Source organism: Acidovorax radicis (genome assembly GCF_020510705.1).
Taxonomy (GTDB): domain Bacteria; phylum Pseudomonadota; class Gammaproteobacteria; order Burkholderiales; family Burkholderiaceae_C; genus Acidovorax; species Acidovorax radicis_A.
Genome location: NZ_CP075184.1, coordinates 2,015,828 through 2,033,066, shown reverse-complemented (window position 1 = coordinate 2,033,066; position 17,239 = coordinate 2,015,828). Strand labels below are relative to the sequence as shown.

General features: G+C 57.4%; 12 protein-coding genes, 1 pseudogene and 1 other annotated feature. Of the genes and pseudogenes, 6 read left to right on the top strand and 7 right to left on the bottom strand.

Annotated features, from left to right (window positions below):
- Window positions 1–150: 150 nt before the first annotated feature.
- From KI609_RS09265 to KI609_RS09250, 4 genes are all read right to left on the bottom strand, one after another.
- Window positions 151–1,197, bottom strand: a complete 1,047-nt coding sequence (locus tag KI609_RS09265; protein ID WP_226449330.1) for an ABC transporter permease — start codon at window positions 1,195–1,197, stop codon at window positions 151–153.
- Window positions 1,178–2,668 (bottom strand): sugar ABC transporter ATP-binding protein, encoded by a 1,491-nt coding sequence (locus KI609_RS09260; RefSeq protein WP_319003135.1) that lies wholly within the window; start codon window positions 2,666–2,668, stop codon window positions 1,178–1,180. The genes KI609_RS09265 and KI609_RS09260 overlap by 20 nt, the downstream gene beginning before the upstream one ends.
- Window positions 2,665–3,915, bottom strand: a complete 1,251-nt coding sequence (locus KI609_RS09255; RefSeq protein ID WP_413463393.1) for an ROK family transcriptional regulator — start codon at window positions 3,913–3,915, stop codon at window positions 2,665–2,667. Before KI609_RS09255 ends, KI609_RS09260 begins: the two co-directional genes overlap by 4 nt.
- Window positions 3,916–4,082: 167 nt before the next feature.
- The gene (locus KI609_RS09250) at window positions 4,083–5,516 is read right to left on the bottom strand and encodes a hypothetical protein (RefSeq protein WP_226449328.1); all 1,434 of its coding nucleotides are present in this window, start codon (window positions 5,514–5,516) and stop codon (window positions 4,083–4,085) included.
- A gap of 144 nt (window positions 5,517–5,660) precedes the next feature.
- Here KI609_RS09250 and KI609_RS09245 point away from each other — a divergent pair, with 144 nt between their 5' ends.
- Window positions 5,661–6,623: an IS5 family transposase gene (locus KI609_RS09245; protein WP_226450289.1), complete on the top strand. Its 963-nt coding sequence runs from the start codon at window positions 5,661–5,663 to the stop codon at window positions 6,621–6,623.
- 236 nt (window positions 6,624–6,859) lie between these two features.
- Window positions 6,860–8,091 (top strand): IS3 family transposase gene (locus tag KI609_RS09240; RefSeq protein ID WP_226444521.1). Its coding sequence is split into 2 segments (ribosomal slippage): window positions 6,860–7,145 and window positions 7,145–8,091, totalling 1,233 coding nucleotides; the frame shifts between segments, so codons are not numbered across the junction.
- Window positions 7,141–7,257 (top strand) — a sequence feature (AL1L pseudoknot). Its footprint overlaps the gene before it by 117 nt.
- Before the next feature lie 54 nt (window positions 8,092–8,145).
- Here the strand turns inward: KI609_RS09240 and KI609_RS09235 are convergent.
- A pseudogene (locus KI609_RS09235) lies at window positions 8,146–8,850 on the bottom strand (flagellin hook IN motif-containing protein); the annotation flags it as partial.
- A 422-nt stretch (window positions 8,851–9,272) separates the two neighbouring features.
- Between KI609_RS09235 and KI609_RS09230 the strand changes: the two are divergent.
- The 4 genes from KI609_RS09230 to KI609_RS09215 all read left to right on the top strand — a co-directional run bounded on the left by KI609_RS09230 (window position 9,273) and on the right by KI609_RS09215 (window position 13,162).
- Window positions 9,273–9,581 (top strand): helix-turn-helix domain-containing protein, encoded by a 309-nt coding sequence (locus KI609_RS09230; RefSeq protein ID WP_226450287.1) that lies wholly within the window; start codon window positions 9,273–9,275, stop codon window positions 9,579–9,581.
- A 211-nt stretch (window positions 9,582–9,792) separates the two neighbouring features.
- Window positions 9,793–11,304, top strand: a complete 1,512-nt coding sequence (locus KI609_RS09225) for a recombinase family protein (protein WP_226450285.1) — start codon at window positions 9,793–9,795, stop codon at window positions 11,302–11,304.
- Entirely contained in the window at window positions 11,301–12,194 is an 894-nt protein-coding gene (locus KI609_RS09220; protein ID WP_226449326.1) for a plasmid partitioning protein RepB C-terminal domain-containing protein, read from the top strand. The genes KI609_RS09225 and KI609_RS09220 overlap by 4 nt, the downstream gene beginning before the upstream one ends.
- Window positions 12,191–13,162, top strand: a complete 972-nt coding sequence (locus KI609_RS09215; protein ID WP_226449323.1) for a plasmid partitioning protein RepB C-terminal domain-containing protein — start codon at window positions 12,191–12,193, stop codon at window positions 13,160–13,162. The genes KI609_RS09220 and KI609_RS09215 overlap by 4 nt, the downstream gene beginning before the upstream one ends.
- Before the next feature lie 20 nt (window positions 13,163–13,182).
- On the opposite strand, the gene KI609_RS09210 is transcribed toward KI609_RS09215, so the two are convergent.
- Both KI609_RS09210 and KI609_RS09205 read right to left on the bottom strand, forming a co-directional pair.
- The gene (locus KI609_RS09210; protein WP_226449321.1) at window positions 13,183–13,932 is read right to left on the bottom strand and encodes a M48 family metallopeptidase; all 750 of its coding nucleotides are present in this window, start codon (window positions 13,930–13,932) and stop codon (window positions 13,183–13,185) included.
- Between the two features lie 2 nt (window positions 13,933–13,934).
- Window positions 13,935–17,237, bottom strand: coding sequence for a type I restriction endonuclease subunit R (locus KI609_RS09205; RefSeq protein WP_226449319.1), 3,303 nt, complete (start codon window positions 17,235–17,237; stop codon window positions 13,935–13,937).
- Between the last annotated feature and the right edge of the window lie 2 nt (window positions 17,238–17,239).

Here is a 17,239-nt window from a genome sequence, read left to right as displayed (position 1 = left end):
ACACCTCGAAAAACAAATGCACGCAAAGAGTGGCTGGAAAACTCAGCGAAGCGGTCCTGGCTAGACGCTGCGTCGCAGACAGTGCGACTGACACGGCGATATGCAAGCGCACACAGCAACAACGCCAGGAGAGTTGTTCCAGCCACTCCGTCACCTGCGGCCGCGCTGCATGAAGGCAACCGCAATGATCACGAACCCCTGCACCGCCGCGTTCAGGTACACGCTGATGATGCTGGTCAGGTTGAGGATGTTGCTGATGACCGAGAGCAGGATGGCGCCCACCACCGTGCCGGTGATGCTGCCCGCCCCGCCCTTCAAGACCGTGCCGCCCACGATGACGGCGGCAATCGCCTCCAGCTCCCACAAGAGCCCCGTGGTGGGCGATGCAGAGCCCAGGCGCGGCACGTACAGCAGCGTGGCAATGCCCACGCACACCCCGAGCAGCATGTACGTGAGGATCTTGATCTTGTGCACATCCACCGCCGCGTACTGCGCCACCTGCTCGTTGGAGCCGATGGCCTGCACATAGCGGCCATAGGCCGTGCGGTTGAGAATCACGCCGCCGATGACAGCCACCAGCAGGAAGATCCATACGGGGATGGGCACGCCCAGCAGGTTGGCGTAATACACCGGGCTGTAGATGTCCGACAGATCGTTCTCCAGCGTGATGGCCCCGCCGTTCGAAAAGTACGTGAGGTACGCGCGGAAGATGCCCAGCGTGCCCAGCGTCACGATGAAGGGCTCGATGCGCCCCTTGGTGATGAGCAGGCCATGCACCAGCCCGAACACCGCGCCCAGCACCACCGCCAGCAGCATGCCCACCACAACAGCCGCCATGGGCGAGCCCAGCATGGGCGCCATCGCGTTCATGAACAAGATGACCGAGCCTGCGATCAGCGCCGCCATCGACCCCACCGACAGGTCGATGCCGCCCGAGATGATCACAAAGCACATGCCCACCGCGATGATGCCGATGAAGGCCGTGCGCGTGAGCACATTCATCACGTTGTCGTAGGTGGCGAAGTTGCTGTTGAGCAGCGTGCCGGCAATGCACAGCAGCACCAGCCCGATGACCGGGCCCAGCCCGTGCAGCCTGCCCCACCAGGCCGTGGCGCCGCCGTGGCGGCCTGCACCGGATACGGCGGGTGCTGCGGCAGCCGCTGCGGTGGGTGCGTTTTCAGCGGGTACCTGTGGCATGTGCGATCAACTCCTCTTCGGTCAAATTTGGCTCTTGGAGCGTGGTCTGCAGCCGCCCGGCGCGCATCACCGCCACGCGGTGGCACAGGCCAATCAGCTCCATCAGTTCGGAAGAAATCACCACCACCGCCAAACCCTGCTCTGCCAGGCGCTGCACCAGGTGGTAGATCTCGCGCTTGGCGCCCACGTCCACGCCGCGCGTGGGTTCGTCGAGGACCACCACGCTGGGGCCGGGGTGCAGCACCTTGGCCAGCGCCAGCTTCTGCTGGTTGCCGCCCGACAGCGACGACGCGCGCACCTCCAGCGACCCGGTGCGGATGCCGAACTCCTGCACCGCATCGCGCAGCGCAGCCTGCTCGGCCGCCGGGTCGATCCAGGGCTTGGCGTAGCGCTCCAGCGCCATCAGCGTCAGGTTGGGCCGCAGGCCAAAGTGCACATGCAAGCCCTTGCCCTTGCGGTCTTCGCTCAGATACGTCAGGCCATGGCGCGACGCATCGCGCGGGCTTTTCAAAATCACCGGCTTGCCTGCCAGCTCCACCGTGCCGGCCGAGCGCGTGCGCAGACCCAGCAGGCCTTCAAACAGCTCCGTGCGGCCAGCGCCCACCAGCCCGGCAAAGCCCAGAATCTCGCCGCGCCGCACGTCAAAGCTCACATCCTCGGCCCAGCCCGGCACCGTGAGGCCGCGCACCTTAATGGCGAGCTCTCCACCCTCCGGTGCGGGCAGCTTGGGCGGGAACAAATCCGCCAGCTCGCGGCCCACCATCAGGTTAGCCATCTGCCGCCGCGTCACGCTGGCCGTGGGCTCGCGCGCCACCAGCAGGCCGTCGCGCATCACCACCACCTCGTCGGTGGTGCGCTCCACCTCGTCGAGCTTGTGCGATATGTAGATGATGGTCACGCCCGCGGCCTTGAGCCCGGCCATCAGCGCAAACAGGCGCTCCGTCTCGCCGGGGGTCAGCGTGGCGGTGGGCTCGTCCATGATGAGCAGGCGCGCATTGCGGGCCAGCGCGCGGGCAATCTCCACAAGCTGCTTTTCAGCCACGATGAGCTTCTTCACCCGCGTGTCCGGGTCCAGCGGCAAACCCACCTGTGCCAGGGCAGCGCGCGTCTTCTCGCGCATCGCTTTGTCGTCGAGGAAGGGGCCCTTCTTGATCTCGTGGCCCAAGAAGATGTTCTGCGCAATCGTCAGGTCGTCCGCCAGGTTGAACTCCTGGTGGATCAGCACAATGCCCTGCGCCTCGGCCGCGCGCGATCCACCGCCGGGTGCGCGCACCGCGCCATCTACCACCACCTCGCCGGTGGTGGGGCTCTCGTACCCCGCCAGAATCTTCATCAGCGTGGACTTGCCCGCGCCGTTCTCGCCCAGCAGGCCATAGACGCGGCCCGGCTGCAGCGCAAAGCCCACGCCGTGCAGCACGCGCACAGGGCCAAACTCTTTGGTCACGTTGCGGAACTCGACGGCCACACTCATCGCGCTGCCCCTGTTCCAGAACCTGCTCCAGCGCCCACACCCGCCGCCGAGCCCGCGCGCGACAGGCTCTCCTGCATCGCCAGCACACCCGCGCCCACCACACCGGCATCGTCGGCCAGCGGCGCGTACTGAATCTCCAGGTGCCGCGTGGACAGCGCCAGCGACCGGTGGTACACGCTCTGCCGCACCGACGCGAGGAACAGAGGCCCCATGTCCGTCACCCGCCCCGCAATGAACACATGCGACGGGTTGAAGAAGTTGACGATGGACGCCAGCATCTGCCCCACCAGGCTGCCCGCGCGCTGGATGATGGCGTTGGCCGCCACATCGCCCGCCCGGCTGGCCTGGGCCACGTCCTCGGTGGTCAGCGTGCCGGAGGCCTGCAGGCGCTCGGCCAGCATCGCGCTCTCGCCGCGCTCCACGGCCTCCATCGCCATGCGCGCCATGGCGGGCGCTGCGGCCATCGCCTCTACACAGCCCTGGTTGCCGCAGTGGCAGCGCGGCCCGCTCTGGTCCACGCAGATGTGGCCCACGTCGCCGGCCGAGCCATTGGCACCCCGGTACACCTGCCCGTGGCACACGATGCCGCAGCCAATGCCCGTGCCGACCTTGATCACGAGGAAGTTGGGCAGATTGCGCTGCAGCCGCCACAGCTCGCCCAGCGCCATCAGGTTCACGTCGTTGTCGACAAACACCGGCGCGGCAAATGCCTCGCGCAGGTAGTCGCGGATGGAAAAGCCGTCCCAGTCGGGCATCAGCGGCGGGTTGACGAGCTGGCCGCTTTCAAAATCCACCGGCCCCGGCACGCCCATGCCGATGGCGATCACCTGCGAAGCCTGCATCCCGCAGCGCGCCAACAACTCGCGCATCAGCCCCCGCACCCGCGCCAGGATCACGCCCGGCCCCTGGCGCACATCGATAGGCTCGCGGTGCCGCGCCAGCACCGTCATGTCGGGCCGCATCACCGCGACCTGCATGCTGGTCGCGCCCAGGTCGGCGCCAATCACCACGCCCAGGGTTTCGCTCAATCGAAGGGTTTCGGCACGCCGGCCGCCAGAGGATTCCTGCAGGCCCACCTCGTCGAGCAGGCCCTCGTCCAGCAGCGCCGCGACCATGGCGTTGGCCTTGCTCTTGGAATAGGCGAGCCGCTGCGCCAGCGCATTGCGCGACGCGCCGGCGGACCAGAAGATGGTCTGCAAAACGCTCAGGTCTTCAGTGCCGCAGTGACTCCAGCGGGTGGATGGCAAGCTTGTCTCCTGTCATGGTTTTGTGCAGCACCTCATGGGGATGGGTGCTTGACAGGGATGCTATGCGGTCTACTTTGGCCGGGCAAGACTGAACTTGGACCCGAATTAGATAAAAGGGGCTTAGTTTTTAATGCGCTATTCAAAACGCCGCAACCACTCGGCAAAATTTATTCAAGCTGCTCTTTAACCCAATCATCGCAATACTTCGACACTTGCCAGCTCTCCAAGCTAACTACCGATTGAGTAGCGACACTAACCGGCATTTGAGAAATGTAATAGTCAATTTTATTAGCTTCTTCCGGCATATCCTTTTTCCAAAGATTGCGAGAATGAAGATAAAAATAAAGGGACTCTACAATTTTTCCGGCATCACGCAGCCCTTCACCAATCCATTTATACGCATATCCCAGATTGTGGCTATCAAGGTACCCCAACCCACCTCGCATAAATCCCACATAGGATTTACAAATGAATTTGTGGACCAATTCTACATTATTTTGATAAAGCAAACATCGGCCAATATTTCCAAGCTTCGAAGATGACATGTCATCATCATTCAAAATATCCTCCAATGCCCTACCTTCAGAAAAATATCGAAGTGCAGCTCCCACATTTTCTGGTTCCTTAGAATCACGCAATGCCAAGTTTAACGTATGCTTTCCCGACCAAATATCCTCCTCGCCCAACACATCGATCAAGTCAGCTGCACTCTTGCCTTCACGAATCGCCTCAGAAAAGTTTCCAGCTATCCATGCCCTATGAGAAAGGGCTGACTTGGAAAGAATCATATGAGTATCGGGTATTTGATAAACATCCGTATATTTATACATATATTTATCAAAAATGTCATTTCTTCGCAGATAAGCAGCCCGCGTAAAAAAGGTGCTTATAAACTCCAAAAAACCCTTTAAACCTGAGATCCTCTTATTTGACCACTGCAAACCACTCAACAACAATTCGGAAAGCCTAAGATATTCCTCAGAAAAACCAGATACAAACAATGAGCCGCTCGTCAACCTCAACTCATTAATTGCATCTTGTGTCTTGCCTGCGTTTATTAATATTTCAATTTTCTTAACTATTATTGCTATATCTTCAGGTTGAAGCACCTTACCGAACTTCTTTTTGAGTAGATATATAAAACCATCAAGATAACTAACATACAATCCAATATAATTCTCCTGCTCCTCACTTCCATAATTTTTTCTAATAAATTCTCGAACCAAAGGGTGCAACTCCACAAAGCCATCACCCTCTTTCGAAATAATCAAATTTAGCGATTTAAGCGACCTTATTGCTTTTGAAAATTGATTGTAATTAATTTTGCCAGAAACAATCTTCGAAAGCCCTTCTTCCGACTCCGCAACGCTGGAGATCGAAAGCATTCGAAGCACCACTTTTTCGCGCTCCTTCAGTCCACTCCAAAGATCTTCCAAAACGATAGCCGAAACAAGACCTGAAAAATCAGGGTTGTATTCCGTGATTTTCTTATGTTCGATCTTATCCAAAAGAACATCGATTTGATTTATATCGACCCTTGACTGTGCAAGAATCAAACCCATCCAAAGCGGATGGCCGCGAGTGCACTGATGCATTCGCATGGCAATAGCTTTCAGCGTATTGACATTTAGCTGGGGATGGTACTTCGCTATCAGGTCCTCTGCATCGTCAACAGCTAAGGAAATCCTGCAAAACCTCGTGGTCAGTCTGATAGACCCCGGCCAGTCATGGCATCCTCGCAAGCCATGAAGCAAAGCAGCCTTGACCTGAACCTGAGCACCAAGAAGACCCGCAAACAGGAACTGCTGGCCCAGATGGATCGGGTGGTTCCCTGGGCTGCATTGCTCGATGTCATTGCCCCGTATTACCCCGAGGACAAGAACGGCCGCCCACCCTTTGCCCTGGAGACCATGCTGCGCATCCACTGCATGCAGCAGTGGTTTACCTTGTCGGATCTGGCGATGGAGGAAGCCCTCTTTGACACCCCGATCTACCGGGATTTTGCAGGGCTTGATGCCCATGGACGAATGCCTGACGAGAGCACCATTTTGAGGTTTCGCCACCGGCTGGAGAAGCACAAGCTGGCCGAGCAGATTCTGGCCACCGTCAACGAACTGCTGGCAGCGCAGGGCTTGCTGCTCAAGGCGGGCACTGCGGTAGACGCCACGTTGATCGCAGCGCCCAGCTCTACCAAGAACAAGGACAGAAAGCGCGATCCAGAGATGCACTCAAGCCAAAAGGGCAATGAATGGCACTTTGGCATGAAGGCCCACATTGGCGTGGACGCGGACTCAGGACTGGTGCACACCGTCATCGGAACCTCGGGCAACGTGGCCGACGTTGTAGAAGGCAACAGCTTGCTGCACGGGCAAGAAAAAGACGGGTTTGGTGACGCGGGCTATCAAGGCGTTCACAAGCGCCCGGATGCCAGGGCGGGCGTGACGTGGCACATAGCGATGCGCCCGGGCAAGCGCAAAGAGCTGGACAAAGAGCACAACCTCGTTGACGCGCTCATAGACCAGATGGAGAAGATCAAGGCAAGCATCCGGGCCAAGGTGGAGCATCCCTTTAGGGTGATCAAGCGGCAGTTTGGATATGTGAAGGTGCGCTACCGGGGATTGAAGAAGAACACACTGCAGCTCAAGACGCTGTTTGCGCTGTCCAACCTGTGGATGGTGCGCCACCAATTGCTGGGGGCGCAGGCATGAGTGCGTCCGCAAACAGCCGTGCAGCCGCAGCGGCTGCGCAAGCGGCCCCCACAAGGGGCACCAAACAAGACGGAACCGCAGGAAAGACGGTCTCCATTGCGCCAGCTGAAAAACTCAGTCTCGTAGCACGCGCGAAACCGAGTTGTTCAGAACATCCTTAGCTCCAACCCCAACGAATGATAAAAGTGAACCGCCCCGCGTTTTGAGGAGGCTCTTTTCTCTGAGAGGATTGAGCCATGAGCAAGAAGTCGAACCAGTTTTCACCTGAGGTCCGCGAGCGCGCTGTTCGCATGGTGCGTGAGCACCGAGGCGAGTACCCCTCGCTGTGGGCTGCCATTGAATCCATCGCCCCCAAGATTGGCTGCGTGCCGCAGACCTTGCACGAGTGGGTCAAGCGTGCCGAGGTCGATTCCGGCGTGCGTGAGGGCATCACCACCTCCGAGCGTGAACGGATGAAGGTGCTGGAGCGCGAGGTCAAAGAACTGCGCAAAGCCAACGAGATCTTGAAGCTGGCCAGCGCGTTTTTCGCCCAGGCGGAACTCGACCGCCGTCTGAAGCCCTGAAGGGCTTCATCGATCAGCATCGACAGGCCTACGGGGTCGAGTCGATCTGCAAGGTGCTGCAGATCGCCCCGTCAGGCTATTGGCGTCATGCCGCCCGTCAACGCAATCCACGGCTGCGCTGTCCGCGCGCCCAACGTGATGACACCCTGGTGCCGCATATTGAGCGCGTCTGGCAGGCCAACATGCGGGTCTATGGCGCCGACAAGATCTGGAAACAGATGAACCGCGAAGGGCTGTCCATTGCCCGCTGCACGGTCGAGCGCTTGATGAAGCGCCTGGGATTGCAGGGCGTGCGCCGTGGCAAGGTGGTTCGCACCACCATCAGCGACATGAAAGCACCGTGCCCGCTGGATCGGGTCAACAGACAGTTCAAGGCCGAGCGGCCCAACCAGCTGTGGGTCTCGGACTTCACGTACGTCTCAACCTGGCAGGGGTGGCTGTACGTGGCCTTCGTGATCGACGTATACGCCAGGCGCATTGTGGGGTGGAGGGTCAGCACCTCCATGCAAACGGAATTCGTTCTGGATGCCCTGGAGCAGGCCCTGTATGCCAGGCAACCCGAGCGTGATGGCGCATTGATTCATCACTCCGACAGGGGGTCGCAATACGTCAGCATCCGCTACAGCGAACGGCTGTCAGAGGCAGGCATCGAGCCCTCGGTGGGCAGCAAGGGCGACAGCTATGACAACGCTTTGGCTGAGACGATCAACGGTCTGTACAAGGCCGAGGTGATTCATCGACGGTCCTGGCCAACTCGTGAATCGGTAGAGCTGGCAACGCTGGAATGGGTGTCTTGGTTCAACCATCACAGGCTGCTCGGACCCATCGGATACATACCGCCGGCAGAGGCTGAGGCAAACTACTACCGGCAACTCGCCAGTCAGTCCTCCATGGTGGCGGCCTGACTTAAACCAACCGGCCTCCACGAAACCCGGGGCGGTTCAAAGTGCTTGATTGAATGCGGATGCAGTTACGCCTGTTGCCTCTGATTGCATATTAATCTTATTGGCAATCGTTGAGGCATTATCATTTGAATCAAGCGAAATGCTCGATTTTTTATCGCCTGAAATTTCAAATGAACCACTCAGATTGAGCTCTGGATGCGGAAGAATATTTACGGCTTTTACGAAGCTATTAGATAATTTTTGCTCTACCCCATAACTTTGGGTGCGAGCATTCTTCATGGAAGCGGCAATCGTCTGATTCGCATTCGGCCCCACTTGAAAGTTGGCTGTTCCAAAAGATCCGTCCAACAGTTTTTGACCGTTGAACTCCGATGTTTGAGCGATTCTGTCCAATTCGGTGAGCAATTGACCAACTTCCGCTTGCAAAGCCTTGCGATCACTGGCGCTGTTGCTCGCATTGGCAGATTGAACCGCCAGCTCACGCACTCGTTGCAGGATATTGGTGGAGCTTTTGAGCGCTCCTTCGGCCACTTGGGCCAGCGAGATACCATCGTTGGCGTTACGCCTAGCAGCGTCCATTCCCTTGACCTGTGCAAGCATGCGCTCACTAATTGCTAACCCTGCTGCATCGTCCTTGGCCGTGTTAACGCGCAGACCCGAAGACAGGCGCTGCATGGTCGTTGTCAAGCCTGCTTGGCTTGCACTCAAGTTGCGCTGTGCATTAAGCGAAGAGACGTTGGTGAAGATAGTCAATGCCATGTCTGACTCACCGCGCCAAGCCACAAAGCCACGGCCACTGTGGCTCCATCGCCAGCTGGGTCATTTCTCAGTCCACTCGAAGCCTGCCTCCCCGTCATTGGTTCTCCTCCTGCTGCTACAGGTCGTCTCGACCTTCGCCTTAAAACTACGTAAATCGTAGCTATAGAGAATATTCAGATAGGCAGCCATCAAAGGCAGGAAGTAGCTGGAAATGGCTACGTAATTCGTAGCTTTAAGGCAAATGGGGGGAGGCGGGGTGACAGCCCGGGGCTTTCAGCACGCTATCGTGCTCAGCACGTCCTGGCGGGCCACTGAAGAGGTGCAGGCCGCGTTCATCGTCAGGCTGCACGGCCTGAACAACGCAACTCGTAGTATCAATAAAACCGCATAACTACGACTCTCGTAGTCCTATGGGACGAGAGATGTCAGAGGCGGATCAACGGTGGGGAGCCAGGCTCAAGCAAGCCAGGCTCAACGCTGGCTTGTCTCAAAAAATGCTAGGGATCGAAGCTGGGATTGATGCATTCGTGGCGAGCACACGAATCAATCGCTACGAACTGGGCATTCATCGGCCTGACTTGCTCACCGTGCGCAAACTGGCCAAGGTGCTTGATGTACCCGTGGCCTTCTTTTTCGCGGATGAGGATGACGACATTGCAGAGCTGCTGTTTCGCTACAGCAAGGTCGCCCCCAGTGTTCGTATGGCGGTTTTCAAACTGTTGGCTGAATAGTTTTCGCTTTGCCCGTCGTAAAAGCGAGCCAAATGCAAAAATCTTGAAACGTTACAGAAGAAATTTTCTGTATCCCGCCTTGTGTTTTCTTCCTCGTTTTTTGAATAAATTGCCATACTGAGCGACCACTGGCACCCCTACCAGCCGGGAGGTCGATTTGATCCGTCCGAGTGCCGCATCAGAGACAACTGAGGCCAACGGTTTAATACCGGTGGCTGCGTATGTCCGCATGTCAACCGACCATCAACGGTACTCCACTGAAAATCAGACTATTGCCATCAAACAGTATGCCGAAGCGCACGGCATGGTGGTCGTAAAAATCTACGCCGACGAAGGCAAGAGCGGCTTGAATGCCGAAGGTCGTGAACAGTTTCGCAAATTGCTCATTGACGTGCAGGGTCATCACGCCGCGTATCGTGGAATCCTTGTGTATGACGTGAGCCGCTGGGGTCGATTTCAAGACACCGACGAAAGCGCTCATTACGAATATCTATGCACCCAAGCGGGTGCCCCTGTTTCCTATTGCGCAGAGCCCTTCAACAACGATGGGACGCCAATGGCTGCTGTTTTCAAAAACTTCAAGCGGTCAATGGATGGCGAGTTTAGTCGCGTGCTTTCGACCAAAGTCTTCATAGGTCAGTGCAATCTGGCCGGACGGGGATTTCATCAAGGTGGCACCCCTGGCTATGGTCTACGCCGTGAATTGATCAACGAGCAGCGGGAGTCGAAGGGGTTGCTTCAATCAGGGGAGCACAAGAGCATCCAGACGGATCGCGTGATTCTGGTTCGCGGTCCGGCTGAAGAAGTTGCTGTGGTTCACCGCATCTATCACGACTTTGTCGAAAATGGTAGGCCAGAGCGGGCGATTGCCAATGCACTCAATGCCGAAGGACTTTTCACAGACCTGGGAAAAGCATGGACACGCGGCACCGTCCACCAGATCCTGACCAACGAAAAATACATCGGCAACAACGTCTACAACCGTCGGTCGTTCAAACTGAAACAGGTGCGTGTCCGGAATGCGCCCGAACTTTGGGTGCGTTGCGATGGGGCATTCGAGGGAATCATCTCTGAGTCCTTGTTCTCAAAAGCGCGGGAAATCATTGTGGCGCGCTCGCATCGACTCGACGACGCGCAAATGCTGGCGCTCCTTCGTGATCTATTTGCACGGTCAGGCACTTTGTCTGGACTGATCATTGACGAACAAGAGGGCATGCCCTCCAGCTCTGCCTACCAGGAGCGATTCGGCGGATTGATCACCGCTTACGCATTGGTAGGCTTTCACCCTGATAGGGACTACCGCTATCTGGAAATTAATCGAGCACTCAGAAAGCAACGCCCCGATTTGGTGGATCAAGTCATCCGCCAACTGCATGCAGTGAACGCTGTTGTTCAACGCGATGCAGGTAATGATTTGCTGACTATCAATGGGGAATGGACCGTCTCCTTGGTCATTGCGAGATGCCAAACAACAGCAGCGGGAACACTGCGCTGGCGCGTCCGCTTCGATACCAGCCTGGAGCCTGACATCACCGTCGCGGTACGAATGGACAGCTCAAATGCGAAAGCGCGGGATTACTACCTCATTCCACGTATCGACACCGGTGCATGGCCTGAGCGCATCAACGAAGAGAACTATGGGTTGATTGACAGCTACAGGTTCGACACGCTGGACATACTGAACGAATTGGCTGCTCGATACAGCCTGAAGGACGCTGCATGACCAATACGCATCAAAGCGTGGAAATGATTCCCGTCTGTTTGGTTGATGTCCTCAACCCCCGCACCCGCAACAAGAAGCAACACGAAGCCATCGTGGAAAACATTCGCAGCGTAGGTCTGAAGCGCCCCATAAAGGTAAGCCGCCGAACGTTGAAAGACGGGTCCTTCCGATACGATCTGATATGTGGGCAAGGTCGCCTAGAAGCATTTCAGATGCTCAACCAGGAGGAGATTCCTGCGTTCGTCACAGACGCTCCTGAAGACGACTGCTTGGTGATGAGCCTCGTTGAGAATATTGCGCGAAGGCAGCACCGTCCTATCGACTTGATGCGCGAGGTGGGCAGCCTCAAAGAACGCGGCTTTAACGATACCCAGATAGCACTGAAAATTGGCGTTACCGCTTCGTGGGTGAACATGATTGGTGGGCTCTTGCAGCGCGGGGAAGAAAAGCTGCTGAGTGCGGTGGAGATGGGAACCATCCCGTTGAGCATGGCAACGACTATTGCCAGGAGCAGTGCTAGCGAAATCCAAGACCTTCTATCCGATGCTTATGAACAGGGATTTCGCGGCAAGAAGCTGTCCACATTACGCAGACTTTTGGAGCAGCGAGCGAATCGCAGCAAGCTTGTCAGCAATCCCCCACTTGGCAAAACGGCAAAACGCAAGACGCTAACTCCGCTTGAACTTCGACGAATCTTCGAGCGTGAGGCGGAAAACCAGCGCCTTGCCGCGAAGAAAGCTGATTTCACACATGACAAGTTGGTTTTTGCCACCCAGGCTCTGAAAGAACTGTTTGCCGACAAGAGCTTTGTATCGATTCTTCGTGCCGAGAAAATGGACTCGATTCCAAAGCTCATCAAGGATCGCATGGCAATAGGAGATCGTCCATGAATCTGGATGCATCCACAGCGAACGGCGCACCTACTACCGAGCCAATCGAGAAGACCAAGGCCGCCTTCTTGACAGATTGTGTGCGTATTCCCTTGTCCAACCTCATCTACCTTAAAACTTTGCGGCCTCGCGTCAAGGACAGCATCACCTTCCAGCAGGTTCTGTCATCGGTACGAGACGTAGGTCTGGTTGAACCGCCAGTAGTTTTCCCCCACCCGACCAACCAAGGTCACTACTTCGTGATGGATGGGCATCTGCGTATTGAAGCACTAAAAATTCTAGGCATTGCTGAAGTGGATTGCTTGGTTGCCACCGATGATGACACGTACACATACAACAAACGCATCAATCGAATGACAGTTGTGCAAGCGCACAAAATGATCGTCAAAGCAATGGAACACGGCGTTTCCGCCGAACGACTGGGAAAGACGCTGCATCTATCACCAGCGACCATCAGAAACCATTTCAGGTTACTGGATGGCGTTTGCCCCGAGGTGATTGAACAGCTACAAGACAAACCGTGTCCTGCCAAGTCATTCGCGATTCTGCGGCGTATGAAGCCCATCAGGCAAATTGAAGCTGCCGAGTTAATGTCTGGCCAGAACAACTTCACCACTGCGTTTGCAAATGCCCTGCTATACAACACACCATCAAATATGCTGGTAACGCAAGCGCCTGCCAGTGACACTGTGTCGGTGGAGTCCATGGCAAAGATGGAGCGTGAGATGGCCGCACTGCAAGTGCAAAACAAGGCTATTGAGGAAACTTATGGGCCTGATGTACTGCACCTCACCGTGCTGAAGCGCTTTTTGGAAAAGTGGATGGACTGCGCGCCAATTGTTCGTTGGTTGGCGGCCAATCAGCCAGAGTACTTCAGGGAGTTTCAGAGCATCGTCGGGACGATGCAGATCGACGACAGCAGGTCACATGGCGCTGCCGCCCAACAGAGTCGCGGAAAACTTGCTTAATGCCCCCGAGGATCCGCCATTCAGGCGCGGAACATCTCTTCCGCCATGTTGTCCAGCTTCTCTTTCACTACGCGCCAATTGGGCATATGCCTATCTAAGACGCTATAAAACTTGGAACTGTGATTGTGGTGAAGCAAGTGACATAGCTCATGCAGCAGGACGTAATCAATACACTCACGTGGCGCTTTGACCAGCAGAGGGTTCAGCGTAATACGACCAGAGGGCGAACAGCTTCCCCATTGAACGGTCATGAACTGGAGGCGTGTCGGAGGAGAGTGCTTGACCCAGCGCAGTGGCGCGGCCACGGCTGCAATACGGGCTGCGAATAGCTCACGCGCTCGCTGGCGGTACCAGTGATCCAGGGCGGCTCTGATCGCTTCGGGATCGTGCTCCGGTACGGTGACGGTAATGAACGCGCCGCGCATGCGGGCCTCCACTTTGGCATCAGGATTTACAACCACCCGCAGGCGATAGCGCCGCCCAAGGTAATGCAGTGATTCACCGCTCACGTACTCACGCGGGAGCACATGGGCCAGTCGCGCCTTGGCGGCTTCTAAGTGGTGGCTTATCCATCTCGAACGCTTCTTGACTGCCTCCAGCACGTCAACCAAGGGGGCGGTGTCAGGCGCATCCACCAACACACGGCCATCAGGCTCGACGTGGATTGCGACGCGCTGCACAGTACGCGTCGGCTGGCGGCGTACGCTGAAAACAATGACTTCATTGCCGTACACCAGCTGATGTTGGGAGGTGCGCTCCAGCAAAAGCATACTCAAGTCTTACCAAGACCAACACGCGTGATCTGGACAACCTGCTCTACCACCTGCTTGGCGTTGTCGAGCCCCAGAGTGCCGAATAGCAAAGGCAGCAAGCCCTTTCGGATAGCCGCCTCGATGTTCTGCGGGTTGAGCGAGTTCTCGGCCACGGCATCGCGCACCATGGAATCCATCGTCATTGCCTGTTGCGCCAGCGCATCCACGGCCACGTCACCCAGCGATGCAAAGGCTTCATCGCCTAGCACCAAGCGGATCGCGCCAAAGTAGGCCTTGGCATGCGGTTTTTCCGCCAACACGTCGGGCACGCCCGGTGTTGCGCGGGACGCCAGCTTTTGCTCGAAGGACTGAAACAATGCGTATTGCTTCAGCGGGTGGTCAAACATGGCTTCAGCCTCGGCAATGGCCTGCTTCAGCAGCTCGCCGAACACCTTTTGTGCATAGGGGTCTTCGGCCAGCTCCTGCTCGATTGTCTTGCGTAGGCGCGTGCGGATCATGTCCGTTTCATTGCGGGTTTTTTCTTCTGACCAGTCTTTCGGGTCTTCGGCCTTGCCTAACTGGTGCACTAGGTACACGCCGTCGGGTTCACGCACTTCGGTACCGATGACCTGTTTGTCCACGAGCTTGCGGATTTGCTCCTCGTAGGCGCTGTAGTCCACCGTCTCCATGGCATCGCGGCGGGCCGTCTGCCGCAGTTCGGTGAAGAAGCGCAGATCGGCCTTGTAGCGGGCAATCAAGCCTTCGGAAAAGCTCTTATCTTCAAAGAAGCTGTGGCTTGAGAGAGCGGTTTGCAGGCACAGGCCAAATGCCGTCAACGCCTCGTAGAAGTCATCGCGGACCTTCTGCCGCTCATCGTAGTCCTCACCATCGGCCCCCTTCACGAACTTTGGCGTCAACAACTGGCGGTACTGCTCGCGGTCCAGCTTGTTCGCCACCGACTTGAAGAACGACCACAGCTTGTCGTGCAAGGCGGGTAGCTGCTTGTACTCGGTGCTGAACTGGTGGTAGAGGCCTTCAAGGTCGCTCACGTCAAAGCCGCCTTGGGTGCGTGTCTCCAGGTCTTGGTAAGCTCGGATGGCGGTGTCCAGCTCTTTCAAAATGCCACGGTAGTCCACCAGCACGCCATACCGCTTCGCGTCGTGCAAGCGGTTCACGCGCGCCACGGCCTGAATCAGATTGTGGCCCTTCAATGGCTTGTCGATGTAGAGCACGGTATTACGCGGCTCATCGAATCCCGTCAGCAACTTGTCCACAACAATCAGCAAGTCGGGGGAGCCGTCCGTGCCAAAGTCGCTGACGATCTGCTTTTCATAAGTCTCCGGGTCATGGCCGTAGGTGGCCATGTTTTGCTTCCACCACTTCTGCACTTCAGGCATAGTGTCCTCATCCACATCGGAATTACCTTCTCGCGTGTCGGGGGCCGAGATCACCACGGCGCTGGTGACCAAGCCGGTGTCGTCCAAGGCTTTCTTATAGCGGATGGCGTCGAGCTTGCTGTCTGTGGCCACTTGGCCTTTCAGGCCCAGATCGAGTTGCTTTATGTTTTCGTTGAAGTGGGTGGCAATGTCCCAGGCGATCAACTCGATGCGGTTGGCTGCACTGTAGATAGCACCCTTCTTGGCAAACTTCCTTTTCAGGTCGGTGCGTTGCGCGTCACTGAGATTCACGGTGATCTTGTCGAACCAACGGTTGACTGCATCCTCGTTGATGTCGAGTTCGGGCACGCGCTCTTCGTACAGCAGCGGGGCCACAGTCTCGTCTTCCACGGCGCGCTGCATCGTGTAGGCATGCACGATGGGGCCGAACTTGTTGGCGGTCTTCTCGTTCTTCAGCAACGGCGTACCGGTGAAAGCTATGTAGGCCGCGTTGGGTAGCGCGTTCTTCATGCGCTCATGCGTCTCGCCGCCATGACTGCGGTGGCCTTCGTCCACCAACACGATCAGGTTCGGCGAGTCGTTTCGGCACTCGGGCAACTTGGACGCCGTGTTGAACTTGTGCACCAGCGTGAACGAGATGCGCTCGGTGCCGCTGCCGATGCGTTTGGCCAGGTCGCGGCCGGAGAGACTGCGGCTCGTCTCGCCATCCTTCTGCGTAGCGATGCTGGACCCGAACGCGCCGCCGGTCATGAAGTTGCGCGAGAGCTGGCTTTCCAGATCAATGCGGTCGGTCACCACCACCACGCGGCATTCTTTCAAGGCCTCCACCAGCAGCAGTGCCTTGGTCAGGAACACCATGGTGAAGCTTTTTCCAGACCCTGTGGTATGCCACACCACACCGCCTTCACGGCCGCCATCAGGCCGCAACAGGCTGATGCGCGCCAGCAGGGCACGGATGCCAAAGAACTGCTGGTAGCGCGCCACGATCTTGCCCACCTTGCGGTCGAACAGCACGTAGCCGCGCAGGAACTCCAGCAGCCGTACAGGCGTGAGTAGGCTCACCAGCAAACGATCCTGGTCAGTGGCCTGCATGGGCGCGCTCCACAGCGCATCGAAGTAGGTAGTCAGATCGGCGGGCTTGCCGTCAAACAGCGCGGCGCGTACTACAGGCTTTAGCGCCGCGTTCTTGAGGGCTTGCATGTGCGCGTCGTCAAACTCCTCTTCACGCCACTTGGCCCAAAACTTCGCGGCCGTATGCGTGGTGCCGTAGCGCCCCTCGGTCTGGCTGATGGACAGCAGCAACTGGGCGTAGCCAAACAGGTTGGGAATTTCGTCGGGCCGTTGGTTGCGTAGGTGCTGGCTGATGCCCTCGTTCACCATGGCTTTTGCCGGGTGGCTGCCGCCGCCTGATTCGGGCCGCTTGGCTTCGATCACCACCAAGGGGATACCGTTGACATAGCAGACCACATCCGGTGTGCGGTGGTGCGTGCCCTGTGCGGCCAGCACCTCCAATTCTTCGGTCACATCCCAATGGTTGGCTGTAGCGTCTGACCAATCGATCACTGGAATAGTAGGCTGGTGTTTCTTGCCATCGGGCATGAACTCGGTGACCGTGATGCCCAGTGCCAGTTTGCCGTAGAGCCGCTCGTTGGCGGGCATAAGCCCTTCCGCCAGGCTGAGCGCCGACAACTCCCGCACGATCTGGTCGATGCCGCTGGGTGATAGCGGGTACCACTCGCCCTTGTACTCGTAGCGTCGAGTCTGTAGCACCTCAATCAGCCGGGGCTTGAGAAGCACCTCGCGTGTGCTACCGCGAAGTGCCAGGGCATGGGCCGTGGTCAGAAAGCTCCAGCCCAGGTTGCACAACAGGTGCAGCGCGGGCAGGTGAGCACTGTATTGCTCGCGAGAGTTGGGCGTGATATTCATGC